This window comes from Rhizobium sp. CFBP 8752, from assembly GCF_014842035.1.
Lineage (GTDB): Bacteria > Pseudomonadota > Alphaproteobacteria > Rhizobiales > Rhizobiaceae > Neorhizobium > Neorhizobium soli.
Window position 1 is genome coordinate 127,530 of the sequence record NZ_JACYUZ010000006.1, and the last position, 25,142, is coordinate 152,671.

Genomic DNA, 25,142 nt, shown 5'->3' on the forward strand with positions numbered 1-25,142 from the left:
CCTAGCTCTTAGCCTTGGACACCAGAACCGGATCGGCGCGGAAGGCAGTCGGGAAGATCGCCTTCAGATTATCGATCTTCGGCATGTCGTTATAGACGATATAGGGATAGCTGGGGTTCAGCGTCAGAAAGTCCTGGTGATACTTCTCGGCCGGATAAAAGGCGGAAAGCCTGGAGATTTTCGTGACGATAGCGGCTGGATAGAGTTTCGTCGCATCAAGCTGGGCGATATAGGCCTCGGCCACCTTCTTCTGCTCGTCGCTCGTGGTGAAGATCGCGGATCGGTACTGCGGGCCGTGGTCAGGACCCTGGTAGTTCAGCTGGGTCGGATTGTGGGCGACGGAAAAGAAGATCTGCAGCAGTTTGCCGTAGCTTACCTGCTTCGGATCGAAGGTGATCTCGACGGCCTCCGCATGGCCCGATCTGCCCGAGCTTACCGTCTCATAGGTCGCGGCTTTCTGGTCGCCGCCGGAATAGCCGGAAACGGCGTTGCTCACGCCCTTCACATGCTGGAAGACGCCCTGAACGCCCCAGAAGCAGCCGCCGGCGAAGATGGCCTTCTCGACATTGCCCTTCGCGGCTTCGTCGATCGTCGGTGCAGGAATGGCAACGGCGGCCTCCTGCGCACGCAGCGCCGATGCCGGAAACGCCATCACGACGGCGCAAAACATTGCCGCCGCCAGACGATTTGCGAAGACTGCCATGAGAACTCCTCCTGTTCGCATGGACTGTCTCAGGGATACCGGCCCGGCGTCAAATCACATCGACGTAGGCCGCCAGCCACGGCGGGCGACGCCTACATGTGATCGCGGGGAATGGCCTTTTTGAACGTCTTTTCGAAGATCTTCCTGTCGCCGTCATACGCAAGCACCGAAGCGCTGATCAGCCAGTCGGTTGCCGTGCAGGCGAGTTTTGCCGTGGAGACGGTACGGACGGACCACCGATCGCGCTTCATGTCGCAGGTCCAAACTGAAGTGCCCGTCATCGACAGCGGATCGGTCGGGTCGATCGACCACGTCTCCTCGCGCAACTGCCGTGTGGAAAGGCCGGTGCCGGGATGTTCGAACAGGCCGGTGTCTTCAGCCACCTCGTAGCGCGTCTGGTTTTTAGTGAGATCACGGGTGACGGTGCGACGTGTGGAGGACGGCGCGTGCTCGATATATTTCGGCAGCGGATCCGGGTTCGCCGGCTGCTTCATCTCGAATGTCTCGTGATCGCCGAGAAGCGGCATGGCAAGGCCAAGCGAAGCGATATCGATCGTCAGGCCGGGATCGACCGGCGGCGGCAGGATCATCGGCCAGTAGGCGGTCGAGAGCGATAGCCGGATTCGGTGACCCTCGCCGAACCGGTAGCCGCAGGCATCGAGATCAAGACGGATCTCGACCGGCTGGCCGGGAGTAAGCGGCTGCGGATCCTCGTTGCCGTCGCGATGAGCAAGGTTGATCACGCCGAAGGAGACGCGGGTCGCCGTGCCGTCGGGATGGATATCGACGATCCGGGCGCAAAGATTGGCAAGCTCGGCGTTGGCGCTGAGCGTCAAGGTGATGCTCGGGCGTCCGAGAAAGGTTTTGGCCGTGGCAAGCGGCGCGGTTTGGAAGACCAACGATCCGGCATCGTCGCTGCGCTGGTCGCCGGCGAGTTCCGCGTCGGGTTTGAGGGTAAACCATTCGCCGGCTGCGGTTCCGGTGTCGAGCGGTGACTTCAGATAGATCTCGTGCGCCGGTGCATGCGGGATCGGCATCCCCTCCAGCAGCGAGCCGAACTGGTCGACGTAGAAGCACTCGCTTTCCGGTGCGCTCCAGTGCTGCGTGGAGACCCAGAAGCCCGGATCGACATCGCGCCGCACCGCCGGTTTCGGGCCGTCGAGAATATAGGCGCGAACCTGGGGCAGGGTTTCTATGCCGTTTTCCTCACCCCGCAGCCAGCGGTTCCAGAAGGCGATTGCCTCGCCATGAAAATCGGCGCGCGGTTTCGGCCAGGCGAAATGCGGATATTTGTGCACCCAGGGCCCGAGCAGGGCCTTCGCCTTGTCACCGAGCCCTTCGACGGCCAGCAGCGGCGTGTTGCGATACCCGTCCGCCCAGCCGGCAATGACGAGCGCCGGAATTTCGATAGCCGCATAATCTTCGCGGATGGAGCCGTGTTTCCAGAAGGAGTCCCGGCGCTGGTGGGAAAGCCATTCCTCCAGGAAGAAGGGTTCATTTTCCAACCGCTCCATCCACATCTCAAGCCAGCGATCGCCGACGATGTCGGGATCGGGCGATCGCGACTGGTAGGCGAGCATGGTGGCGGCCCAGGAGAGCTGGGCCGACAGGTGGCAGCCATTCTTGTAATGGATGTCGTCATTGTAGCGGTCGGTGGTTGAGGCGATCGAGATCACGGCCTTGAGCGCCGGTGGTCGAAGCGCCGCCACCTGCAGGCAGTTGAAGCCGCCCCAGGAAATGCCCATCATGCCGACGCTGCCGTTCGACCAGGGCTGTTCTGCGATCCAGGTGATCAGCTCGCAGGCATTGGCAAGCTCCAGCTCGGTATATTCACCGTCGATGACGCCGTCGGATTCGCCGGAGCCGCGAATATCGACGCGAACGCCGGCGATGCCTGCTGCCGCAAACACCGGATAGGTGGATTCGTCGCGCGGACTGGTCCCATCCCGTTTGCGATAGGGCAGAAACTCGAACACGGCCGGCACCGGATCGGCGTCCGCATTGTCAGGCATCCAGATGCGGGCGGCAAGTCGGGTACCGTCGGCAAGCCTGATCCACTGGTTCTCGATGACGGTGAAGGAACGGTCAGTCATGGTCATGCGCTCTCAAATATCGATCTTCAATTTCCCGCACTTTCCATCCGCCGCGTCGCAAGCACTTTCTCCAGCCAGCCCAGCTGCATCTCGGGCACGGATTTGAGGAGAAGGTCGGTATAGTCGTCGAACGGTGGCGACAGCGCCTGGGATCTCGGCCCGAAGCGGACGAGCTTGCCGCGATGCATGACGGCGACCGAGTCGGCGATTGCCTTCACGATGGCGATGTCGTGGGTGATGAACAGATAAGATAGCTGCTGTTCTTCCTGCAGCTTCATCAGCAGCTTCAGGATCCCTTCCGCCACCAGCGGATCGAGCGCCGATGTGGGTTCGTCGCACAAGATGAGCTCGGGCCTTGCGGCAAGGGCGCGGGCAATTGCCACGCGCTGCTTCTGGCCGCCGGAAAGCTCAGCCGGATAGCGATCGATAAAGCCGGTGCCCATCTCGATCTGGTCGAGCAGTTCCTTGACGCGGGCGGTCTTGGCTGCCCCACGCAAGCCATCATAGAAGGTCAGTGGCCGGCCGATGATATCGCGCACCGTCTGGCGCGGGTTCATGGCCGTATCGGCCATCTGGTAGATCAGCTGGATGCGGCGCAGGTCGTCTCTCGGCCGGCTTTTCAGCAACGGCGTCAGCGGCCGGCCCTCGAAGGTGATCGCGCCGCTGCTGGGGGGCAGCAGGCCGGTGATGACACGCGCCAGGGTCGATTTGCCCGAGCCGGATTCGCCGACGACCGCGAGCGTCTGGCCCTTGCACAGATGCAGGGAAACGTCGTGCAGCACCTTGAACCCGTTGGAATACTGGGCGCTGACATGATCGACCCTGAGAACGGCTTCGGTCTGGTCTTTTGCCTCCTCGCGGGCTGCCTGGCGCACATTGACCAGAGCCCTTGTGTAATCCTGTCTCGGAGCCTCGATGATCTGCTGCACGGGACCGTATTCGACCATCTTGCCGTGGCGCAAAACCATGATGTCGTCGGAGATCTGCGCGACGACGGCCAGATCGTGGGTGATGTAGAGCGCTGCCGTATCGGTTTCCTCGATCGCGTGCTTTATCGCCGCGAGAACGTCGATCTGGGTCGTCACGTCGAGCGCGGTCGTCGGTTCGTCGAACACGATCAGGTCGGGTTTGGAGCAGAGCGCCATGGCCGTCATGGCGCGTTGCAGCTGGCCGCCGGAAACCTGGTGCGGAAAGCGGTCGCCGAAGGTTTCAGGGTTCGGCAGCCCGAGAACCTGGAACAGATAGAGGGCGCGCTTGCGGGCCTCTTCCTTGCTCATCAGGCGATGCTTGACGGTGGCCTCGATGACCTGATCGCCGAGCTTGTGGGCGGGGTTGAATGCGGCCGCCGCCGATTGTGCCACATAGCAGACACGGGCACCGCGCAGCTTGCGGATGCCGCCCTTGCCCAGTTGCAGGATGTCGGTGCCGTCAAGTTTCACTTCGCCGCCGGTGATCTCGGCACCGCCGCGGCCGTAGCCTAAAGCCGCGAGCCCAATCGTCGACTTGCCGGCACCGGATTCGCCGATCAGGCCCAGAACCTTGCCCTTGGCGAGATCGAAGGAGACGTCGTCGACGATGATGATGCGCTTGGCAGGCTCGCCCGGCGGATAGCTTGTCGCCTCGATCTTGAGGTTACGGACGGAGAGAAGATGGGATGAAGCTTCATGCATCGCCGCGGCCTCCCTTCAGGCTGGAGGTTCGCTTCAGGAGCCAGTCGACCACGAGGTTGACGCAGACGGCGAGAGCCGCAATCGCGGTTCCAGGCACAAGCGCTGCGGGAATGCCGAAAATGATGCCATCCTTGTTGTCCTTCACCATGCCGCCCCAGTCGGCTGTCGGCGGCTGGATGCCGAGACCGAGGAACGAGAGGGTGGAGAGAAACAGGATCGCAAAGGCGAAACGCAGGCCGAACTCGGCCAGGAGCGGCGACAGCGTGTTGGGCAGGATTTCCCGAAAGATGATCCAGATCTTGCCTTCGCCGCGCAGTTTTGCCGCTTCCACGAATTCCATCACGGCCACATCCAGCGCCACGGCCCGGCCAAGCCGGTAGACGCGGGTGGAATCAAGGATCGCCATCACCAGGATCAGCACGATCAGGTGTTGCGGCAGAACGGCCAGCACCACGAGCGCGAAGATCAGCGTCGGAATCGACATCATCAGGTCGTTGAAGCGGGAAAACACCGTATCGACGAGGCCACCTGAAACGGCGGCGGTAAAGCTCAGGATGATCCCGAGCGAAAAGGAAATCACGGTTGCCGCCAAAGCGACAATCAGCGTCGTGCGCGCACCGAAGATCAGGCGCGACAGGATATCGCGGCCGAGATTGTCGAGGCCGAAGAAGAATTGCGCATCGGCCTCCTGCCAGACATTGCCGACGACTTCGGTCTCGCCGTAAGGGGAAATCCAGGGCGCGAACAGGGCGCAGAAAACAGCGAGCGCGATGCCGAACAGGCCGACCCAGGCGGTGATGGGGATCTCTCTCAATCTCATCGTGGATGCCTCAGACGGGGGTTGGCGATGATCGCAAGAATGTCCGCCACCATGTTGAGTAGGATGTAGACGGCCGCGAAGATCAGGCCGCAGGCCTGGACGACCGGCATGTCGCGCACCGTCACAGCATCGACCATGTACTGACCCATGCCGGGATAGACGAACACGACCTCGACCACCACGACGCCAACGACGAGGTAGGCGAGGTTCAAGGCGACGACATTGATGATTGGGGCGAGCGCATTGGGCGCCGCATGCTTGACGATCGCGCGCCAGCCGGACAGGCCCTTGAGCTCTGCGGTTTCCATATAGGCCGAGGACATGACGGAGAGGATCGCCGCCCGCGTCATGCGCATCATGTGGGCGAGCACGACGAGAACGAGTGTCGCGGTCGGCAGGGCGATCGTCTGGAGGCGCTCCAGAAAGCCCATGCCCTGATAGACGGTGGCCGGAAAGGTAGCGATGCCGAAATTGACGGCGAAATAGAGGATCAGCAGGTAGCCGACGAAGAATTCCGGAAGCGAGATGGCGGCGAGCGAGATCACGTTGATGATTTTGTCGGGAATACGATCGCGGAAATGCACCGAGAGCATGCCGAGACAGATCGCCAGCGGCACGGCGATTATGGCCGCAAAGGCCGCGAGGAAAAGCGAATTGCCCAACCGGTTGCCGACCTGTTCCGAGACCGAATTGCGGCTTGCCCAGGATGTGCCGAAATCGCCCTGCAGGACGCCGCCCAGCCAGTCGAAATAGCGGGTGACAAGCGGCCGGTCGAGGCCGAGTTCGGCGGTGATGTTGGCGACAGCTTCCGGTGTTGCCGACTGGCCGAGATAGGTGGAGGCGAAATCGCCGGGCAGCGCTTCGACGCCGCCGAAAATCAGAGCCGACACTGCCAGAAGCAGGATCAGCGAAAGCACCATGCGCTGGGCGATAATGCTCAGCAGCGGAAAGCGCTCTCTCAAGCTGCGGGCCGGCGAACCGCCAGCCTCTGTGGAATTGGACATGTGGCGCGATCCCGTATCCGAAATGAAGGGTTCAGACCGCAGGGTTTCCTGCGGTCCATATTCATCGGCGGGGCTGGACAAGCCCCTGTCGGGTATCAGGCGTCGAGCCAGACGCGGGTCGCGACATAGCCGTTCGACATGTCGTTGCCGATGTCCTTGACGTAACCCTGAAGCTTCTTCGACGCCGCATTCACGAAGTCGTTGAACATCGGCAGGATCGTGCCGCCTTCATCGCGCACCAGCACCGCCATTTCGCGGTACATTTCACGGCGTTTGGCTTCATCCAGCTCGCCGCGCGCGGTGATCAGCAGCTTGTCGAACTTTTCGTTCTTGAAGCGGGTGTCGTTCCAGTCAGCGGAAGACAGATAGGCGCCGGAATAGAACTGGTCCTGCGTGGCGCGGCTGCCCCAATAGGAGGCCGAGAATGGCTGTACGTTCCAGACGTTCGACCAGTAGCCGTCACCCGGCTCGCGCTTGATCTCGATATCGATACCGGCCTTTTTCGCGCTCTGCTGGAAGAGAACCGACGCATCGACAGCGCCCGGGAAGGCGACTTCCGACGTGCGCAGAAGCACCGAGCCGCTATGGCCTGACTTCTTGAAGTGGAACTTCGCCTTGTCCGGATCGTAGGAGCGTTGCTCGATGCCCTCGGGGAAGAGCGCATAGGTGTCGTTGATCGGGAAGTCGTTGCCGACCTTGCCGTAGCCACCGAGGATGCGCTTGACCATTTCCTCGCGGTCGATGGACAGTTTCAGGGCCATGCGCAGATCGTTGTTGTCGAATGGCGCCTTGTCGCAATGCATGATGAAAACGTAGTGGCCGCCACCGGACGTGGTCAGAAGCTGCACCGTCGGGGCGCGCGTCAGAAGCGGCACGGTCTTTGGATCGACGCGGTTGATGAACTGCACCTGGCCGGACGACAAGGCCGCGATACGGGCGGTTGCATCGTTCATGGTGATGATTTCGACCGTTTCGACATAACCGCGGTCGGAACGCCAGTCGCTGGTGTTCTTCTCGAAGGTCATGCGAACGCCAGGCTCGAAGCTCTTCACCTTGTAGGCACCGGTGCCGATGCCGGCGTTCGGCGCGTCGACGCCGCCGTTCGGCTGGATGACGAGATGGTAGTCGGTGAAGATCGCGGGAAGGTCGGCATTGCCGCTATCCAGCGTCACGACCAGATCGCCGCTCTTGTTTTCGATCGACTTGATGGATTTCAGAACGCCGGCTGCACCGGATTCGGTCTTGCTATCGCTGTGGCGCTTCAGGGTCGCGACCACGTCGTCGGTGGTCATTTCCTTGCCGTCGTGGAACTGCACGCCCTTGCGGATCTTGAAGGTCCAGGTCTTGGCGTCGGGTGATGGCGACCAGGATTCGGCAAGCGATGGAACCGGCGCGCGGGTTTCAGGATGGGTTTCGACCAGCGTGTCGCCCCAGGTGCGGACCGCGGTGAACATCACCTGCGAGGTCGCCTTGGCGGGATCGATGCTGTCGGTGGCTGCGCCGCCCTCGAGGCCGAGCTTTAGGTTGCCGCCCTTCTTGGGGGCCTGCGCAGAGGCGCTGGTTGCGTAAAGCTGGCTTGCTGCAGCCAGTGTCACGCCCGCTGCCATGGCGCGGCCCATGAATTCGCGGCGGTTCATGCCACCTGTCGTGACACGGCCAGCGAGGTATTTCGTAATATCGTTCATTTCCCTGTTCCCTTTTATTCGATGCAGTTTTCTGCGTTCGTAGTCTGCGCTGTCTCGCCGGGTTTCCTCTTCCACAGCGGTTTGCGCATTATTCCGTCGATCGTGGGAAATGGTTCGGTTGCGGCCGACATAACTTCCTTTCTGATGCAGTCCCCGGCTCTTATCGTGCGAGCTCTATGCCTCGGGAAATAGTCTGCTTAGCGATCGAAGGCCCGTTGAGGCGTGATGGAGATTACGGTCGCGTTGCCGCGTGGGTGAGCCTTCGCTACGACATTAAGTGCCTTCGATGCGACACATTTAGCAACCCCCCATGGGTTGCGAAAATTAGGCGCCTTTCGAAAGGGATGCAAATCCTGCTAATCGCGCGCTATCGCATGGAAAAACGTGCCGGTCACCCTTCCCCGGAAACCGCCCGACGGACCTATTTCGTCGCCTCGACCATCTGCAATCATAGCGAGAGGTTGGTCGGTTCCGGCTTCGATCACTCGAGCATAATGGAATTCGTGGCCCCGCACCACGTCGCCTATTTTACCAATGGCACTTTCTCTCATCAGGCGCGCCTGGCGGTAGCCAAGGTTCATCTTACGCTTGGAAAAGCTCGTGGAATGGGAAAGCAGGCCGGTCATGGCGTGGCTGACGCCGTCGGCATCCTCCAGCCATTCGCCGAGCACCATGTAGCCACCGCATTCGCCGTGAACCGGCTTGGTCTCCGAGAAGGTCTTCAACCCCGTCTTGAACCTGTCAGCCGCTGCAAGCCGTCCTGCGTGCAGTTCGGGATAACCGCCCGGCAGCCAGCAGACGTCGCAGTCGGCCGGCGGCACTTCGTCGGCGAGCGGCGAAAAGCGGATGATCTCCGCCCCCATCGCCTGCCATTCCCGCTTGATATGCGGGTAGAGAAAGGTAAAGGCGGCGTCTTCGGCGAGCGCGATCCGCTGGCCCGGCGGGGGTAGTGCCTTTTCCGTCGTACCGGACGGGATATCGAATGGACGTGCTGCCTCGAAAATCGCGTCGAGATCCAGCGACTGTTCCATCGCATCGGCCAGCCGGTCGATATGGGCGTCCATCTGCGGATGTTCGCTTGCCTGCACGAGGCCCAGATGGCGTTCGGGCAGGGTCAGGGTCGGATCGCGCAAAATCGTGCCGACAACGGTAAGCCCGATCGCGGAGATCGCGTCGCCGGAGAGTTTCCTGTGACGCTCGCTTCCGGCACGGTTGAGCACGCAGGCCGCCATTTTCACGGTCGGATCATAATGCATGAAACCGCAGGCGACGGCCGCCGCCGTCTGGCTCTGTCCCGACACGTCGAGCACCAGCAGAACCGGCAGGCCGAACAGGCGCGCGAGATCGGACGCTGCGCCCGAGCGACCGGGTTCGCCCAGAATGCCGTCGAAAAGACCCATGGCGCTTTCGATCAGGATCAGGTCCGCATCCTCTGCCTGGCCGCGGGCGAGATGCCGAAGAAGATCGGGGGCCATGGCCCAGCTGTCGAGATTGAGCCCGGGCAGGCGGGTTGCCGCTTCGTGGAAACCGGGATCGATATAATCAGGCCCGGTCTTGATGCCGCGCACCTTGATGCCCCGCCGCTGGAAGGCACGCAACAGGCCGATGGTGACGCTGGTCTTGCCGGAGCCGGAGCGCGGTGCGCCGATGATCAGGGCGCGGGCCGTCATGATGCAGGTCCCGTAAGAACCGCCTGCATATCGACGATCCTGCCGATCACGATCAGCGCTGGCGCCTGGAAATCCTGGCGCTGCACTTCTGCTTCCACGGTCGCAAGCGTCGCAATCATCGAGCGCTCCTGGGGTGTGGTTGCCGCCATCAGAACCGCGACGGGTGTATCGCCTGCCAATCCGCCCTCCATCAGAAGCCGCGCGATCGTGCCGATCGTGCTTACACCCATATAGACGACGATCGGTTCGCCCGTCTTTGCCAAAGCTTTCCAGTCGAGATCGCCAGGCGTGCCGGCGGCATGTCCGGTTGCAAGCGTGATCGAGCGGCTGATGCCGCGCATCGTCGCCGGAATGTTGGCACAGGCGAGTGCCGCAAGGGCAGAGGTCATGCCGGGCAGAATCCGGAAGGGGATATCGGCCTTCACCAACGCCTCCGCCTCTTCGCCACCGCGACCGAAGATAAACGGGTCTCCGCCCTTCAGACGCAGCACGCGTTTGGCCGATCTGGCGAGTTCGATCAGCCGTGCGGTAATATCGTCCTGCGCCACCGAAGGCTTGCCGCCCCGCTTTCCGACAAAGATCATGTCGTGTGTCTGCGCCAATGCCAGCACGGCGTCGGAGACCAGCGCGTCATGCACGATCACGTCGGCCTTTTGCAGCGCATCGGCGACTTCCAGCGTCAGATAGCGCGGATGACCGGGGCCGGAGCCGGCCAGCCAGACATGGCCGGGCTCGAATTCCGGTGCTTCGACGATGGTTTCGATCAACTCATTCATGGGCATGGAGTGCAAACCTTTTGCCGGCCGGTGAAGGCCGGGCTATAGAAACGACCATGGAAGCCGCCATCGATATTGACAGCAAGACCCTGCGACGTGGCTGGACCACGGGAACCTGCGCTGCGGCGGCCACGAAGGCTGCCTGTCTGGCGCTGATGACAGGCGAATTTCCGGCGCTGGTGGAGGTGACCCTGCCCGGCGGCCAACGGCCGGGTTTTGCGCTGGCCATCGAAGAGGTGGGCGAGGGTTTCGCCAAGGCTGGCATCATCAAGGATGCCGGCGACGACCCAGATGTCACCCATGGCGCGCTGATCATCAGCACGGTGCGGCGCGGCGCGGCGAAAAGCGGCATCACGTTCAGGGCAGGACCTGGCGTCGGTACGGTGACGCGGCCCGGTCTGCCGCTGCCACCCGGCGAACCCTCGATCAACCCGGTGCCACGGCAGATGATTGCGCAGGCGATAACAGAGGTTGCCGGCGAGGGCGCCGATTTCGAGGTGGAGATTTCGGTGCCCGACGGTGAGAAGATCGCCGAGAAGACGCTTAACGGCCGGCTCGGCATTGTCGGCGGAATATCGATCCTCGGTACGACCGGGATCGTCATTCCGTATTCGTGCTCGGCCTGGATCCATTCCATCTGGCGCGGCATCGATGTGGCGCGCGCGGCCGGCCTCGATCATATTTCCGGCGCCACCGGCAATACGTCCGAAAAGGCGGCGCAGGCCTATCATGGCCTTTCCGACGTCGCGCTGATCGACATGGGCGATTTCGTCGGCGGCATGCTGAAATATATCCGCAGCCATCCGGTGCCGAAGGTAACCGTTGCCGGCGGCGTCGCCAAGATGACCAAGCTCGCCCAGGGCATGCTCGACGTGCATTCCAAGCGCGGGCTTGCCGATCTCGAAGCGCTTGCCAAGGTGGCGGAAGACGCTGCCGCCGATGCCGATCTCGTTGCGCGGATCATCGCTGCAAACACTGTCGCGCAGGCGTTCGAGATGGCTGGCGCGCGTGGTCTGAAGCTCGGTGACCGCATTGCCGCGCTTGCCTGGAAGACCGCCGCAAAGTCGCTCGGCGACCCTAAGATCGCGCTGGAGATCCTGGTGTTCGACCGGCACGGGCAGCTTGCCGGACGAACGGAATTCACGCCGTCCGATCATTCCGGGTCCTTAGCCGCAGAGAGCTGATCCCAGCCGGGGCGGAAACGCCGTACATAGTCTGCATTGTATAGCTGGCTCTCGACGAAATCCGTCGCTCCCAGCCCTTTGCCGACGAAGATAAGCGCGGTGCGCTCCGCCGGTTCTGCGGCAAGCTTTGCTACGATATCGGCAAGCGTGCCGGTGATGATACGCTCCTCCGGCCATGAGGCGCGCACGACGATCGCGACCGGGCATTCGGGGCCGTAAAGCGGTGTCAGTTCCTCGACGATCCTGTCCAGTGCATGGATAGCAAGATGGATAGCAAGCGTTGCACCTGTTGCGCCAAAGGCTTTCAGCGTTTCTCCCTCGGGCATTTTCGAGGCGCGACCGGAGACGCGTGTGAGGACCAGACTTTGCGCCACTTCGGGAATTGTCAGCTCCCGCCGCAACGCAGCTGCGGCGGCGGCAAACGATGGAACGCCAGGGGTCAGCGTATAGTCGATCCCGTGCTTTTCCAGCCGGCGGATCTGCTCGGCCACAGCGCTCCAGACCGAAAGATCGCCCGAATGCAGGCGGGCGACATCCTTGCCGGCCTGGTGAGCTGCAACATATTCGGCCTCAATATCATCGAGCGACAGGGAACCGGTATCAACGATCCGTGCATCGGCCGGGCAATACTCGAGCAGTTCCTTCGGCATGATCGAGCCTGCATAAAGGCAGACCGGCGAGCGGCTGAGGATATCGCGACCACGGACGGTGATGAGATCCGCGGCACCGGGGCCGGCGCCGATGAAGTGGACGGTCATGAATAGTCTTTCGTTTGCGCCAAGGCGCAGGTGGCGCCCTGGGATATCAGCCGCGGTACGATGATTTCGGACCATTCTCCCGCAGCCGCAAGCGCCGCACCTTCGGACAGGCTGGATGACGGCGTCTGGGCAAGGCTGTGGCGGGAAACGGTCTTCGTTCTCGGCTCGGCGTCGAGCAACGCCTGGTCGCTGACGATGTGAAGCGGAATGCCCAGCGTTTCGGCCAGCTGCAGAATGCCGGGTTCCTGCCGCTTGATCTCTCCGGTGGCAAGTGCCCCAATCGATCCCCTGATGATACCGGCCTCAGTGCAGGCCGCATCGAGAGCGGACAGAAGGTCTGCGCGTGTGGTGCCCTTGCGGCAACCCAAACCGGCGACGATCATGGTTCTGTTCCTTTTGTCCAAGTCCACTGCGTGACCGGCATGGCCGGCTTCCAGCCCTGCATCGACCCGACGGGTGAGGCCCGCGAGACATCCATGCGGATGAGGTTGCCGCCGAGCGTGGCTTTTGCGGTCAGCAGCACCGCTTCCATCTCCAGCGTCACGGCGTTGGCAACGAGCCTGCCGCCTGATTTCAGCGCTGCAGCGGCCGTCTCGAAGACACCAGGTTCGCTGCCGCCGCCGCCGATAAAGATCGCATCCGGTGGGGGGAGGCCATTGAGCGCCGACGGTGCTTCGCCCTCGACCACGACGAGGCCCGGCACGCCGAAGCGTGCGGCATTGCGCTTGATGCGAGCGGCGCGCTCGGGATGGGCTTCAACGCCGATCGCCTTCATCGACGGATCGGCCAGCATCCATTCGATGCCGATCGAACCGGAGCCGGCTCCGATATCCCAGAGCAGCTCGCCGCGCCGGGGCGACAGAGCCGACAGCGTCAAGGCCCGGATCTCGCGTTTGGTGATCTGACCGTCATGCTCGAACAGGGCATCATCAAGGCCGAAGCCCAGCGGCAGAATGCGCGCCGGACCGTTTGCAGCAACGTCGATCGCGACGACGTTCAGCACGTTGATATCCTGCAATGCAAATCCGTCCGCCTGCACCACGCGGATTCGCTCCGCTTGGCCGCCGAGCGCTTCCAGCACGGTCAGCTGCGACTTCCCGAAACCGCTCTCCGTCACGAGAGCCGCCAGTTCCGCGGGGCCCCGCTCATCCGAGGTCAGCGCGATCACGCGCCGGCCTGGGTGCAGAAGCGGGCGGATGAGATCCAGAGGACGGCCATGCAGCGAGACCGTCTCGATCTCCTGCAGCGGCCAGCCGAGACGGGACGCTGCGAGCGAAAATGCGGACGAGGACGGATAGGAGACGAATTCGTCGGCCGGCACATGGCGTGACAGGGTTGCACCCACGCCGAAGCAGAAGGGATCGCCGGAGGCGAGTACGCAGACCCTCTTTCCACGCAGAGCGACGACATCGCGCATCGCTGGATCGAAGGGCGTCGACCATGGCCGTGATTCGCCTGTGATGAGGGATGAGGCGAGCTCCAGATGCCGCTTTCCGCCGAACACAAATGCGGCGGCGGCGATCGCGTCGCGGGCATTGTCGCCGAGACCCTTCACGCCATCCTCGCCGATGCCGACGATGGACAGCCAGCGGCTTTGGTTTAAAGCTCTCACTTCTGATTCAGGAGGCAACTTGACTTACTCCATCCTCATTCTGGGCGGTACGACCGAGGCGAAGGCCTTGGCCGGCCGGTTGGCGACCGATCCGGAATACCAGATCCTTGTTTCGCTTGCAGGCCGCACCAAAGCGCCGGCGGAACAGCCAGTGCCCGTGCGGATCGGCGGGTTCGGCGGTGCTGTCGGCCTCGATGCCTTCATCCGTGAGAAGGGCGTGGATCTGCTGATCGACGCGACGCATCCGTTCGCGGCGCAGATTTCCCGCAATGCGGCCGAGGCCGCGGCGTCCTCGGGTGTGGAGATCCTGGCTTTGCGACGGCCCGCCTGGTTGCGTCAGGACGGAGATCGGTGGCAGGAGGTCGGCAGTATCGAGGCCGCGGTTGCCGCGCTTGATATCGCCCCGCGCAAGGTTTTCCTGACGCTCGGCCGGCAGGAACTTCTGCCTTTCGAAGTGAGAAAACAGCATCGATACCTGGTGCGCAGCGTCGATCCGGTCGATCCGCCGCTGGACCTGCCGGATGTGACCTACATCACTGCCCGTGGGCCGTTTTCCGAGGGTGACGAGATCCGGCTGCTCGAGGAGCACGGCATCGACCTGATCGTCTCGAAAAACAGTGGCGGTCGCGCCAGTGTGGCCAAGATCAGCGCTGCACGGCGCCTCGGAATCGACGTCATCCTGATCGAACGGCCCGAGCTGCCGGATGTGCCGTCTTCCACAAGCGTGGACGTGCTGGTCGACCGGGTGCGTCACTGGACGCTCTCCCGCAGGAAACGCGGCGAATAGACGATCGGTCGGTTGCCGGTTCTTTCGATCAGCTTGGTCTCTGTCGTGCCGACGATCACGCAGGTCGCCATGTCGGCCATGTCGCCCTGAGCTTCCGCCAAGGGCACGATCCGGATCGCCTCGTCAGGCCGGCCGGCGGCGCGGCCGAAGATCACCGGCACCGTGCCCGGCAGGTTGGCGCGCAGGATCTCGAAGGCTTCATCCAGCTGATGCGGCCGCGCCTTGCTGATCGGATTGTAAAAGGCCATGACGAAGCCGGCCGTTGCCGCGGCGACGAGACGCTTTTCGATGATGGCCCAGGGTTTCAGGTTGTTCGACAGCGAAATCGCGCAGAAATCATGGCCGAGAGGTGCTCCAGCCTTTGCCGCAACCGCCAGCATGGCGGTGACGCCTGGCACGATGGAAAGATCGATATCGCGCCATTCTGCCGGACCTTCGTCGATCGCTTCACAGACGGCTGCCGCCATCGCGAAGACGCCGGGATCTCCACCCGAGACGACGCAGACTTTGCCGCCTCTCGCTGCCATGTCGATCGCCGCCTTGGCGCGTGCCAGCTCCTCGCGATTGTCAGAGGCATGGCGGCGCTGGTCCGGTCGCAGGTTCAGCCTGTCGATATAGGGAAAGTAGCCGAAGAAATCGGTTGCCGACGCAACCGCCGACAGTGCTTCCGGGGTGATCTGGTCCGGACTTCCGGGGCCAAGCCCGACGACCGTCAGCGATCCCGTCATTCTGCCGCTCCATGATCGGGCCCCGGACGATTGGTCCATCCGGGAACGAGCACGAGGGAGAAATAGGGCGCCGGGCTTTCGTCGCGGGTTTCCAGCCGCTCCGAGGCGCCGTTGGCCATGGTGCCGCGTTCGACATAGAGCGCGCCTGAAAGCTTGCCGACTGCGGCCAGCGCCCGGCGGATCTTCGGCAGGTTGCGCCCGACCTTCATGATCACGGCGCCATCGGTATCGGAGAGACGCTCGATCAGCTTTTCCTCAGACAACGTGCCGGGCAGCACGCTCAGGATATCGTCTCCCTGCACCAGTGGCAGGCCCGTCATCGACCAGCAGCCGGACATTGCGGTGACGCCGGCAATCACATCCACCTCGTAGCGATCCTTCAGCCGGACATGCAGATGCATGTAGGACCCGTAAAACAGCGGGTCTCCTTCGCTGAGAACAGCGACGGTCTTACCGGCATCGAGGTAAGCTGCGACTTCTTCGGCCGAACGATCGAAGAAATCGTTGATCGGCGTCTTGTAGTCGGCTTCGTCCTTGTGGGTCTCGACCGTGACCGGATAGACAAGCGGCAGCTCGATCGTGCCGGGGCGGATATGCGCGTCTACAATGGTGCGGCCGTTGCCTGATGAGCCCTTCTTGCAGAAGAAAGCGAGCACATCCGCTTCATTGATGGCACGGACGGCCTTCAGCGTCATCAGTTCCGGATCACCGGGCCCGGTGCCGACGCCGATCAGCCTGCCTTTGGTACCATAGGGGTTCAAAGGCCTGTCCTCGCCAGCGCGTTGACGGCAGCGGCCGTCATGGCCGAGCCGCCCATGCGGCCGCGCACCACGGCATAGGGAATGCCATGCGTCGATTCCATCAGGGCTTCCTTGGATTCAGCGGCACCGACGAAGCCGACCGGCATGCCGATGATTGCGGCTGGGCGCGGTGCACCGGCATCCAGCAGTTCCAGCAGGTGAAACAGGGCTGTCGGCGCATTGCCGATGGCGACGACCGAGCCTTCCATCGCGTCCCACAGATCCAGTGCCGCTGCCGATCTCGTGTTGCCGATCGTTTTGGCGAGTTCAATCGTGCGGCTGTCGCGCAACGTGCAGACCACCTCGTTGTCGGCCGGTAGCCTTGCCCGGGTTATCCCCTGCGCCACCATGAACGCGTCGCAATAGATGGGCTTGCCGTCCAGCAGCGCATTGCGGGCTGCAGAAACGAAGTCGTCGGAGAAGCGGAAATGTTCGGCCGCCTCGACCAGGCCGCAGGCGTGGATCATGCGGACCGCGACATCCGCCTGCTCTTCCGAAAAAGCGGAAAGGTCGGCTTCCTCGCGGATGATCGCAAAGGACTTCAGATAGATCGCATCGCCTTCGTGGATATAGTCGTAACTGGTCATGGTCATCCTGGTATGGCCGCCTGGCAAAGCCGGTCCGGACCGATCCGGGCAAGGCAGGCAGCGGAATTTTCCCCCGATCGCCGTTCCGATCGAACGAGAGCGGCAAGGCGGCGAAGCGTGGCGTTGGTATCGGCAAACGCGATGGAAGCAAAGGGTTGGCCGCTCGCTTTCGCAGAGGCAACCAGCGAAACGTGATCCGGCATGCCGCACAGCGTCAGTGCCGTTGCTTGCGGATGGGCGCAGCCCTTAGGGCAGCCGCTCACATGCAGCTTGATCGAGCCGTCCAGCAGATCGGCGCATTCTGTGGCAGCGCGCGTGGCGATCTCGTGGGTGGCAATGGTGCCGGAACGGCAGGCCGGGCGTCCGGTACAGGCAGCGATATGACCGCGCGGATCGGCAGCCGACGTCACGAAACCGGTGTCTGCGGCAAATGCCGTCAATGTGCGGCACGCGGTCTCGCTGCCGAAAAACAGGAGCGAGTGATCGAGTGCCGGTTTGACGGTGCGGAGGTCCAGGCGGGTGGCCTCGTTGCAGAGGGCAATCAGGTTTCCGGCATGGGTTTGGCCGAAAGCCGGGCCGATGCCGGTCGCGAACGTGCCGTCCGAAAGGCCATGCAGCGTGAAGGGCGATACGGTTGCGGCAGTGAAATCGTTGACCGGCAAGTCTGAAGCGAGGTCGCGACCGCGGGCATCGCTTCCAAGCGAGGCGAGCTTTTCGAGCAGTGCGATTGTCGCTTCGACGGCCTGTGTTTCAGTCAAAACATTGAAAACGCGCCCGGAACCTTCGGTGCCGCCAAGCAGGATCTTCCAGCGGATTTCGCCATCTGCGTCCACCGCGACCAGCCGGATATCGGCGATCAACCCGGAAAGTGTCAGGCGACCCGCACCATCGACGATAACAGACATCTTTGGCGCAAGGCCTTTGATGTCACGGGCACGGTCTCTGATCGCGTCTGCCAGCGGGCGCGGATCTACAATCTCCGTGGCTTCGTCACCGGCAAGCGGCGGCACTTCGACGGCAAGGCCATCGCGCAGCGGCAGGTCCATGGCCCGCACCTCGGCCTCGAGACGCGGCGCGGAAGTTTCGCTGAGGCCACGAATCTGCAGGTTGCCGCGGGCTGAAATGTCGATCATGCCGTTGCCGTGGCGCATTGCCAGGCGGCAAAGATCGGCCAGTTGCTCCGGCGCAATTGAAGCGGTCAGCGGCACACGCGCAAGCAGGCCGTCGCCCGTCATCATCGGCGCAGACAGGGCAGGGCAGGCGCCGCGTCTCATGTCCGGTTCGGCTGGGTCGCGTGCGAGTGCTGTCATGCGACCAGCCTTTCGCAGTCGTCTGCCAGCATTTCCAACTCGGCATCCACCGCGTTGCGGCGCGGATGCCAGAGACCGCGATCGAGCGCCGCGCGGAACCGCAGGCCCATGTAGCGGGCGCCTTCGGGGTTCTGGGACAACAGGAAGTCGCGGACTTTTTCGTCACCCAGATAGGCGTCATAGGTCGCATCAATCAGCGATTGCGGAACGGCGTGGGTGGTCTCGGCAAAGCCGATCAGCCGGTCGACGGTTTCGACCAGTTCGGCTGCACCGCGGGGACCGTGGCGCATCTGGCCGGCGATGAAGCGTGGGTTGACGGCACGGGCGCGCACGACCCGGGTCACGGCCTCGGAGATGGAGCGGGCTTTCGGCTTCTGCGGATCGGTCGTATCGAGCGCGATCACATCCGCCTTGCCGCCAAGTGCCGCGACGGCCGCCGAAAAGCCGCCGATGAAGGCAACGTCGGCGGAACCATCGAGAAGATCGCGGCCGGGATCGTCGCCGGTATGGACAAGCAGGTCGGCGCTGCCGATTCGCTCGGCAAACCCGCTGGGAACGTGGACGCCGTCGCCATCAGCGCCGCCGAACGCGTGGCTGGTGGCTTCGAGATAGAGACGGCCGAGTTCCTCGCGTTCGCCCCAGCTGCCGTCGGCAAGCTTTTCCTCGATGCCGGAACCGTAGGTACCGGGGGCCGAGCCGAAGATGCGCGGGGGCACATGGCCGAGCGTCTGCGCATCCTCTGCCAGCGGATTGTCGCCCGGTGCTTCCTCGCGCGCGGCAATCGCCCGCATGGCGGCATCAAGAAGCGCGATCAGTGCCGGAAACATGTCGCGGAACAGGCCTGAAATTCGAAGGCTCACATCGATACGCGGGCGTCCGAGTGTGGCAGGCGCCAGAACCTCGATACCGGTGACGCGGCCGGTTGCGGCGTCCTGGACGGGTCTGGCACCCATCAGCGCCAGAACCTGCGCCACTTCCTCGCCGCCGCTTCGAAGCGAAGCGCTGCCCCAGAGATCGAAGACGAGGCTTTTCGGCCAGTCGCCATGGTCCTGCAGGTATCGGCGCAATATCTCGTCGGCGGCACGCTTGCCGAGTTCGAACGCGGTCGGGGTCGGCAGGGTGCGCGGATCGCTGGCGTAAAGATTGCGGCCAGTCGGCATCACGTCGCGGCGGCCCCGTGCCGGCGCGCCCGATGGTCCGGGGCGGATATGCCGGCCATCGAGAGCATCGAGCAGCGCCTGCATTTCGGTTCCGGCACTGGCGATCCGCAGCGGATCGTCATCACCGCCTGCGATTTCGCCGAACACGTGCTGGCCATCCTTGATGGCGAAGTCCTTGAGGTCGCAGAGAAACGCATCGATGCGGCTGAGCGCGGTGTCGGGGTCGTCATCACCGGTTATGCCGGCCTCGGATGCCAGTCCGCAGTCGCCCGCGGTCTCGACGATCAGTTTCGCCAGCCGGTCGCGGCGGCGCCTGTCCAGCCCGTCCGCTTGCGCGTATTCGTCGACCAGCAGCTCGAGTTTCGTCTGCTCGTCCGAAAGGCCTGCGCCTGTCAGAACCGGCGGCAGATGGCCGATGGTAACCGCGGAAATGCGCCGCTTGGCAACCGCCGCCTCGCCGGGATTGGAGACGATGAACGGATAGATGACCGGCAGGCCACCGGTCACGAGCTCCGGGAAGCAGTCTTTCGACAGTGCCACGGTCTTTCCCGGCAGCCATTCCAGCGTGCCATGGGCGCCGACATGAACGATCGCATGGGCACCTACGGCATCGCGCATCCACTGACCGAAGGCGTTGAGGGCGTGGCGCGGCGGCAGGTCCGGGCTGTGATAGTCAGTGCGCCGGTCGGCATCGCGGCCACGGTCCGGGGCAAGCGCCACCGTGACATTGCCGAACTGCGCGGCGCGGAAACGATAGGCGCCGTCTTCGAGATCCGCGTCCATCGCGGGTTCGCCCCAGGCGGCATCGATGCCAGCTGAAGGGCTGTAGGTTGCAAGCGGAAATTGCGCCGTTCTTGCGGCCAGAAGATCCAGAAGCGCGCGCGGGGTTTGCGGAATATCCGAAATCGAATAGCCGGCTGTCGATAGCGTGCGGAGGATCGTCAGAACGCTTTGCGGCACGTCGAGGCCGACGGCATAACCGGTGCGGCCCGGCGCACTCGGATAATCCGGCATCAGGATGACGAGCTTTCGCTCGGCCCTCGAAACGGTCTTCATGGCCAGAAAGGCGGCGATCCGGTCTGCAACGTGTTCGATACGGTCCGGTTCTGGCTGGTTGACGAGATCGGCCGTCTTGTCGCCTGCCTTGAACGAGATCGCGCCGGCAAGGATGCGGCCGTCCAGTTCCGGCAGCACGACATGCATGGCGAGATCGGAAGGGTTGAGGCCGCGGCGGCCTTCCACCCATCCGTCGCGCCGTGTCGTTGCGGTGACCAGCTGGAAGACGGGAACCCCTGAGCGGTCGAAGATCGTGTCGCCGTTGTCATCGGCAGCACTTGCGAAGGCCGTCGTGGTGAGAATGGCCGTCGGATCGAGCTCTGCGATCGCCTGTTCGACAAAGCCGATGGTTTCTGCATCCTTCAGGCCGCCGACGAACATCGGCATCGGTGCGAAGCCGCGGGCGGCAAGTGCTTCATACATCGCGTCGATCGGTGCTGCATCGTTGGCAAGCAAGGTGGAGCGGTAGAACAGGATCGGCAGCCGCTGCGCATGGGGCGGGAAGCCAGCCAGAAGCTCCTCGCCGGTCGAGATGCCGTGGCCGGGCTTGTAGAAGCCCCGCTTCGGCATCGGCGTCGGGGTCGGCAAGCTTTGCGTATCGCCGTTTGCCAGCGCATCCAGCCGACGCGCCAGACGCTGCATATTGTCCGGCCCGCCTTCGCGGAAGAAGGCAAGAACGTCCGTCAGCGTCGCATCGGGCACTGTCGAGGCAGCCGCCAGGCGGTCGTCGCTGATGCTGCATTCCCCTGGCAGCATCGCGAGCGGGATCTTCTTGCGCTTCGCCAGGCGCGACAGCTGATCGGCGCCATAGGCCCAGCGATCGTAGCCGCCGAGAATGCGCACGAGGATGAAGCGCGCGTGGGAAGCGGTCTTTTCCAACCAGAGATCGACGGACATCGGATGGCGCAGGTCGGAGATATTGGTAAGGCAGAGGCTCGCCTTGCCATCGCTCCAGCCCGCTGCAATGCCGTTGAGGTCACTGCCGGAAAAAGACAGCACCACCACATCTGCCGGCGACTGGTTGAGGTCGACCGGCTCGATCAGGTCGTCGAGCGACGACGAAGTGGTGGCGAGAATATGCATCCTTTTCCTTCTAAAACCCTCTTACGCCGCCAGCATCTTTTCGATCGCCGCCCGGTCCATGCCCTTTTCGCCGATCACGACGAGGCGGCTCTGGCGGGTCTCGCCGGCACCCCAGGCGCGGTCGAAATAATGGTTCACGCGCGAACCGACCGCCTGCACCTGAAGGCGCATCGGCTTGTTCGCGACGTCGACAAAACCCTTGATGCGCAACACGTTTTCCGCTTCTGCCGTGGCGGAAATGCGGGCAGCAAGCTCGTCGGCATCGGCAACGGCTGGGATATCGATGACGAAACTGTCGAAATCGTCGTGATCGTGATCAAGCTCGTCGTCGTGATGGGTCTTGCGGTTTTCGATATCGTCCTCGACGGCAAGACCGAGACCGATCAGCACGCTCGGATCGACGGCGCCGTTTGCGGCCGGCACGATCTTGACCGCGCTCGGCAGATGCGCCTGGACGCGGCCCTTGGCGGCGGCAAGCGACGCCTGGTCGAGAAGGTCGGTCTTGGTCAGCACGATCATGTCGGCGCAGGCGATCTGGTCCTCGAACACTTCCTCGACCGGGTCGTCGTGGTCGATCGAGCTATCCTGGCTGCGCTGCGCTTCCAGCGCTTCGTGATCGTCGGCCACGCGACCTTGCGCAAGCGCCAGACCGTCCACCACGGCAATGACGGCATCTACCGTCACGCGGGCCTTCACATCCGGCCACTGGAACGCCTGGACGAGCGGCTTCGGCAGGGCAAGGCCGGAGGTTTCGATGAGGATATGATCGACGCGCGGTTCACGGGCCAGGATCTGGTCGATCGCCGGGACGAAGTCGTCGGCGACGGTGCAGCAGATGCATCCGTTGGCAAGCTCGATAATGTTGTCGTCAGGGCAGCTCTCGATGCCGCAGCCCTTCAGCACGTCGCCATCGATGCCGACATCGCCGAACTCGTTGACGATGATCGCGAGGCGCTTGCCCTTGAGGTTTTCGATCAGGTGACGGATCAGCGTGGTCTTGCCGGCACCGAGAAACCCGGTGATCACGGTGCAGGGAACGCGGTCGAATGAAACGCTCATGAAGGCAGGTCCTCGTGGTGCTGGAATGGGGGAATGCGGGCCGTCATGCCCTTGCCGCGAAGGCACATGGGGCGGCCGCGAAGGGGAAGTAAACCGCGCTCGTCGTCAGCCAGCATCATCGCGCCGACCAAGATGTCCTCGACCGTGTCGAGCGACAGATGACCAAAGACATAGGACCAGCCGGAGCGATGGTTGAAGGCAGCACTTGGGCCTTTTTCGCAGTTGGCAAGGCAGGTGACGGGTTTGACGGAAAGCGGCTTGCCGGCGGCAGCCTCGCGAAGGGCGTCCATCAGGACGATGCCCGGGCGCGCTTCGCTGTCGGATGCCTCGCGACAATTGGTGCAGACGAAAATCGTCACATCCGGCTCGCCGGCAAGGCCGTCTGCGGACGCATCGCGCTCGTCTTTTCGTTCGTCAATCACCATCGTGTCGCACTACCGCCCAAGCCAATAACATCGGGGTGCACGACAGGAAGGCAAGCCAATCCTGCAGAGTGAAAGAAGCTTTACCGGAGCACCCCGCCCGGAAAGGCGCGTTTTCGAACGGCAGGTCTCCTGGCTCGCGGGTCGTCACCATCCGCCTGCCTTCCCGGATTTCTCCAGTGGCCATAGTGGCAGGATGGCTCGCCGCTTACAGTTGCGGGGGCAGCCGCGGCATTGAACCATGGGATCTTAAAGATGATCCCGGGTTCGCACCGCATTCTCTCTTAGCCCCTACCGTTGCCGGCAAGGGACCGTATCGCAGTCACCTAAGCCTTGTCGCAGGGCAGTGTCAATGTCGCAAAGGCGATTGCCCGTGTGGGGAAACCGTCTATAGTGATCACGTCTTTGGTGCCCGAGAGGGCTCATCGAAGGGAATGCGGTGCGACGACATCTTGGCGTCAAACCCGCGGCTGCCCCCGCAACTGTAAGCGGAAAGTCTCTGCTCAACATGCCACTGGAGACATCCGGGAAGGCGGGTCAGAGGCGTTCGATCCGCGAGCCAGGAGACCTGCCGGAGACGATAGGCACAGTGAAAGTCCTCGGGTGGAGGGCAGAAAGACGACGTCCATGGTTACGAACTCTGCTGCCGGTGCAGCCAGCGTTTCCGCATCGAAAATCATCCCTCTTGGCATGACGGCCATACTCGGCCTGTTCATCGTCGGCTTTGTCGGCTTCTCGCACATCGAGGCCGTGCACAATGCGGCCCACGATACGCGCCACTCGCTGGCCTTTCCCTGCCACTAAGAGGAATTTTCCCAATGTCGCTGTTTCGTAACATCGTCCTCACGGCGGTGATCGCAGGGCTTTTGTCCGGGCTCCTGATGACCGTGATGCAAAGCTTTTCCGTCGTGCCGCTTATCCTTGCGGCAGAGACGTATGAACACGCCGGCGGCAACGGCGAAGGGCATAGCCATGCTGCTGCTCCTGATACTGCCGGGCATGATTATGCCGAAGAGGCATGGTCGCCTGCCGACGGGATCGAGCGCTTTACCTACACGGCTGCGGCCAATGCGCTTTCTGCAATCGGTTTTGCGCTGGTTGCCATCGCAATCGCCGAAGCACTCGGCGGGTTCGGCGGATGGCGCGGCGGGTTGATGTTCGGCATTGCCGGCTTCCTCACCGTCAGCCTTGCACCCGGCCTCGGCCTGCCGCCGGAACTTCCCGGCATGCCCGTCGCCGAACTCGGACCGAGGCAGATTTGGTGGATCGCGACGGCAGTCTGCACCGCCCTGGCCCTCGGGCTGCTTGCCTATACCCGTTCCGCCCTTCTTGCGGCTCTGGCGGTCGTCCTGCTGGTTGCTCCGCACATCATCGGCGCACCGCTACCCCCGACCCATGACACCGCGGTGCCGATCGAACTGCATGCGCGGTTCGTCAATGCCGTCTACGCGACGAACCTCGTCTTCTGGGCCATTCTCGGAGCGCTTTCCGGCGTCATTCGCGAGCGTTTCCGTGCCGGTGAGGCGATTTCGACCACGTCCAAGGAGCTTGCAGTCCGTTGAAGGAAATCGATCAGACCACCGAGCAGCGCCACCGCGCGAAGATGGAAAACCGCAAGGCGGTTCAGGATGCGGAAGTCGCGGAGAAGACCGTCGAGAAGGGTCTTCTTATGGTTCATACCGGCTCCGGCAAGGGCAAGTCGACGGCGGCCTTCGGGCTGGCGCTGCGCACGCTTGGCCACAACCGACGCGTCGGGATCGTGCAGTTCATCAAGGGCGCATGGTCGACCGGCGAGCAGCCGGCGCTTGCGGTATTCGGCGACCGGATCGCCTGGCACACGATGGGCGAGGGCTTTACCTGGGAAACCCAGGATCTCAAGCGTGACATCGCCGCTGCCGAGAAGGCCTGGGGCATGGCACTCGAACTGATGGCGGACGAAACGATCGGCCTCGTCATTCTCGACGAACTCAATATCGCGCTGCGTTACGATTATCTCGATCTCGAAACGGTCGTTGCCCAGTTACAGGCGCGCCGGGCGGATCTGCACGTGGTCGTCACCGGCCGTAATGCAAAACCGGCTCTGATCGAGGCGGCGGATCTGGTGACCGAGATGACGCTCGTCAAACATCACTTCAAGGCCGGCGTCAAAGCCCAGGCCGGCATCGAGTTCTGAAC

23 protein-coding genes and 2 riboswitches are annotated in these 25,142 nt (G+C 63.0%); of the genes, 5 read left to right on the forward strand and 18 right to left on the reverse strand.

The annotated features are described in order from the left end of the window. Position 1: 1 nt before the first annotated feature. The 8 genes from msrA to cobA form a co-directional block, all read right to left on the reverse strand. Positions 2-703, reverse strand: a complete 702-nt coding sequence (gene msrA / locus IFT59_RS22660; protein ID WP_192088354.1) for a peptide-methionine (S)-S-oxide reductase MsrA — start codon at positions 701-703, stop codon at positions 2-4. A 92-nt stretch (positions 704-795) separates the two neighbouring features. After that, entirely contained in the window at positions 796-2,802 is a 2,007-nt protein-coding gene (locus IFT59_RS22665; protein WP_192088355.1) for a CocE/NonD family hydrolase, read from the reverse strand. 20 nt (positions 2,803-2,822) lie between these two features. Next, a complete protein-coding gene (locus IFT59_RS22670; RefSeq protein ID WP_192088356.1) occupies positions 2,823-4,466 on the reverse strand; it encodes an ABC transporter ATP-binding protein in 1,644 nt (547 codons plus the stop codon). Further along, positions 4,459-5,286, reverse strand: a complete 828-nt coding sequence (locus tag IFT59_RS22675; protein WP_113165455.1) for an ABC transporter permease — start codon at positions 5,284-5,286, stop codon at positions 4,459-4,461. Before IFT59_RS22675 ends, IFT59_RS22670 begins: the two co-directional genes overlap by 8 nt. After that, the gene (locus IFT59_RS22680; protein WP_192088357.1) at positions 5,283-6,290 is read right to left on the reverse strand and encodes an ABC transporter permease; all 1,008 of its coding nucleotides are present in this window, start codon (positions 6,288-6,290) and stop codon (positions 5,283-5,285) included. The genes IFT59_RS22675 and IFT59_RS22680 overlap by 4 nt, the downstream gene beginning before the upstream one ends. A gap of 95 nt (positions 6,291-6,385) precedes the next feature. After that, positions 6,386-7,975 (reverse strand): ABC transporter substrate-binding protein, encoded by a 1,590-nt coding sequence (locus IFT59_RS22685; RefSeq protein ID WP_062463547.1) that lies wholly within the window; start codon positions 7,973-7,975, stop codon positions 6,386-6,388. A gap of 356 nt (positions 7,976-8,331) precedes the next feature. Then, positions 8,332-9,645 carry a cobyrinate a,c-diamide synthase gene (locus IFT59_RS22690; RefSeq protein WP_192088358.1) on the reverse strand — a complete coding sequence of 438 codons (1,314 nt, stop codon included), beginning with the start codon at positions 9,643-9,645 and terminating at the stop codon, positions 8,332-8,334. Then, positions 9,642-10,427, reverse strand: coding sequence for a uroporphyrinogen-III C-methyltransferase (cobA, locus tag IFT59_RS22695; protein WP_174197269.1), 786 nt, complete (start codon positions 10,425-10,427; stop codon positions 9,642-9,644). Before cobA ends, IFT59_RS22690 begins: the two co-directional genes overlap by 4 nt. Before the next feature lie 62 nt (positions 10,428-10,489). On the opposite strand from cobA, the gene IFT59_RS22700 reads away from it, so the two are divergent. Next, a complete protein-coding gene (locus tag IFT59_RS22700; RefSeq protein ID WP_192088391.1) occupies positions 10,490-11,605 on the forward strand; it encodes a cobalt-precorrin-5B (C(1))-methyltransferase in 1,116 nt (371 codons plus the stop codon). Here the strand turns inward: IFT59_RS22700 and cobM are convergent. From cobM to cbiE, 3 genes are read right to left on the reverse strand one after another with little or no spacing between them, the layout of a single operon-like run. Then, positions 11,575-12,363: a precorrin-4 C(11)-methyltransferase gene (cobM, locus tag IFT59_RS22705; RefSeq protein ID WP_192088359.1), complete on the reverse strand. Its 789-nt coding sequence runs from the start codon at positions 12,361-12,363 to the stop codon at positions 11,575-11,577. The genes IFT59_RS22700 and cobM overlap by 31 nt on opposite strands. Continuing rightward, positions 12,360-12,746, reverse strand: coding sequence for a cobalamin biosynthesis protein (locus IFT59_RS22710; protein ID WP_192088360.1), 387 nt, complete (start codon positions 12,744-12,746; stop codon positions 12,360-12,362). Before IFT59_RS22710 ends, cobM begins: the two co-directional genes overlap by 4 nt. Further along, positions 12,743-13,993, reverse strand: coding sequence for a precorrin-6y C5,15-methyltransferase (decarboxylating) subunit CbiE (gene cbiE, locus IFT59_RS22715; protein WP_192088361.1), 1,251 nt, complete (start codon positions 13,991-13,993; stop codon positions 12,743-12,745). The genes IFT59_RS22710 and cbiE overlap by 4 nt, the downstream gene beginning before the upstream one ends. A gap of 1 nt (position 13,994) precedes the next feature. On the opposite strand from cbiE, the gene IFT59_RS22720 reads away from it, so the two are divergent. Then, on the forward strand, positions 13,995-14,762 hold the full coding sequence (locus IFT59_RS22720) for a cobalt-precorrin-6A reductase (protein ID WP_249407713.1): 768 nt from the start codon (positions 13,995-13,997) through the stop codon (positions 14,760-14,762). Here the strand turns inward: IFT59_RS22720 and IFT59_RS22725 are convergent. The 7 genes from IFT59_RS22725 to IFT59_RS22755 are packed head-to-tail and all read right to left on the reverse strand — an operon-like array spanning position 14,726 to position 22,967. After that, a complete protein-coding gene (locus IFT59_RS22725; protein WP_192088363.1) occupies positions 14,726-15,490 on the reverse strand; it encodes a precorrin-3B C(17)-methyltransferase in 765 nt (254 codons plus the stop codon). The two genes, IFT59_RS22720 and IFT59_RS22725, sit on opposite strands and share 37 nt — an antisense overlap. Beyond that, positions 15,487-16,251: a precorrin-2 C(20)-methyltransferase gene (locus IFT59_RS22730; RefSeq protein ID WP_192088364.1), complete on the reverse strand. Its 765-nt coding sequence runs from the start codon at positions 16,249-16,251 to the stop codon at positions 15,487-15,489. The genes IFT59_RS22725 and IFT59_RS22730 overlap by 4 nt, the downstream gene beginning before the upstream one ends. Beyond that, positions 16,248-16,877: a precorrin-8X methylmutase gene (locus IFT59_RS22735; protein ID WP_192088392.1), complete on the reverse strand. Its 630-nt coding sequence runs from the start codon at positions 16,875-16,877 to the stop codon at positions 16,248-16,250. Before IFT59_RS22735 ends, IFT59_RS22730 begins: the two co-directional genes overlap by 4 nt. A 2-nt stretch (positions 16,878-16,879) precedes the next feature. Beyond that, entirely contained in the window at positions 16,880-18,187 is a 1,308-nt protein-coding gene (gene cobG / locus IFT59_RS22740; RefSeq protein WP_192088365.1) for a precorrin-3B synthase, read from the reverse strand. Continuing rightward, positions 18,184-21,486 (reverse strand): cobaltochelatase subunit CobN, encoded by a 3,303-nt coding sequence (gene cobN / locus IFT59_RS22745; protein ID WP_192088366.1) that lies wholly within the window; start codon positions 21,484-21,486, stop codon positions 18,184-18,186. The genes cobG and cobN overlap by 4 nt, the downstream gene beginning before the upstream one ends. 21 nt (positions 21,487-21,507) lie before the next feature. Then, on the reverse strand, positions 21,508-22,545 hold the full coding sequence (gene cobW, locus IFT59_RS22750; RefSeq protein ID WP_192088367.1) for a cobalamin biosynthesis protein CobW: 1,038 nt from the start codon (positions 22,543-22,545) through the stop codon (positions 21,508-21,510). After that, on the reverse strand, positions 22,542-22,967 hold the full coding sequence (locus IFT59_RS22755) for a DUF1636 family protein (protein ID WP_342366140.1): 426 nt from the start codon (positions 22,965-22,967) through the stop codon (positions 22,542-22,544). The genes cobW and IFT59_RS22755 overlap by 4 nt, the downstream gene beginning before the upstream one ends. Before the next feature lie 105 nt (positions 22,968-23,072). Further along, a riboswitch (cobalamin riboswitch) is annotated at positions 23,073-23,299 on the reverse strand. Positions 23,300-23,356: 57 nt separating this feature from the next. After that, a riboswitch (cobalamin riboswitch) is annotated at positions 23,357-23,557 on the forward strand. Positions 23,558-23,594: 37 nt separating this feature from the next. Here IFT59_RS22755 and IFT59_RS22760 point away from each other — a divergent pair. From IFT59_RS22760 to cobO, 3 genes are read left to right on the forward strand one after another with little or no spacing between them, the layout of a single operon-like run. After that, the gene (locus IFT59_RS22760; RefSeq protein WP_062576923.1) at positions 23,595-23,771 is read left to right on the forward strand and encodes a CbtB domain-containing protein; all 177 of its coding nucleotides are present in this window, start codon (positions 23,595-23,597) and stop codon (positions 23,769-23,771) included. Positions 23,772-23,785: 14 nt separating this feature from the next. Further along, complete coding sequence (locus IFT59_RS22765) at positions 23,786-24,529, forward strand: CbtA family protein (protein WP_192088369.1); 744 nt, start codon at positions 23,786-23,788, stop codon at positions 24,527-24,529. Beyond that, positions 24,526-25,140 (forward strand): cob(I)yrinic acid a,c-diamide adenosyltransferase, encoded by a 615-nt coding sequence (cobO, locus tag IFT59_RS22770; protein ID WP_113112114.1) that lies wholly within the window; start codon positions 24,526-24,528, stop codon positions 25,138-25,140. Before IFT59_RS22765 ends, cobO begins: the two co-directional genes overlap by 4 nt. The last annotated feature ends 2 nt before the right edge of the window (positions 25,141-25,142 follow it).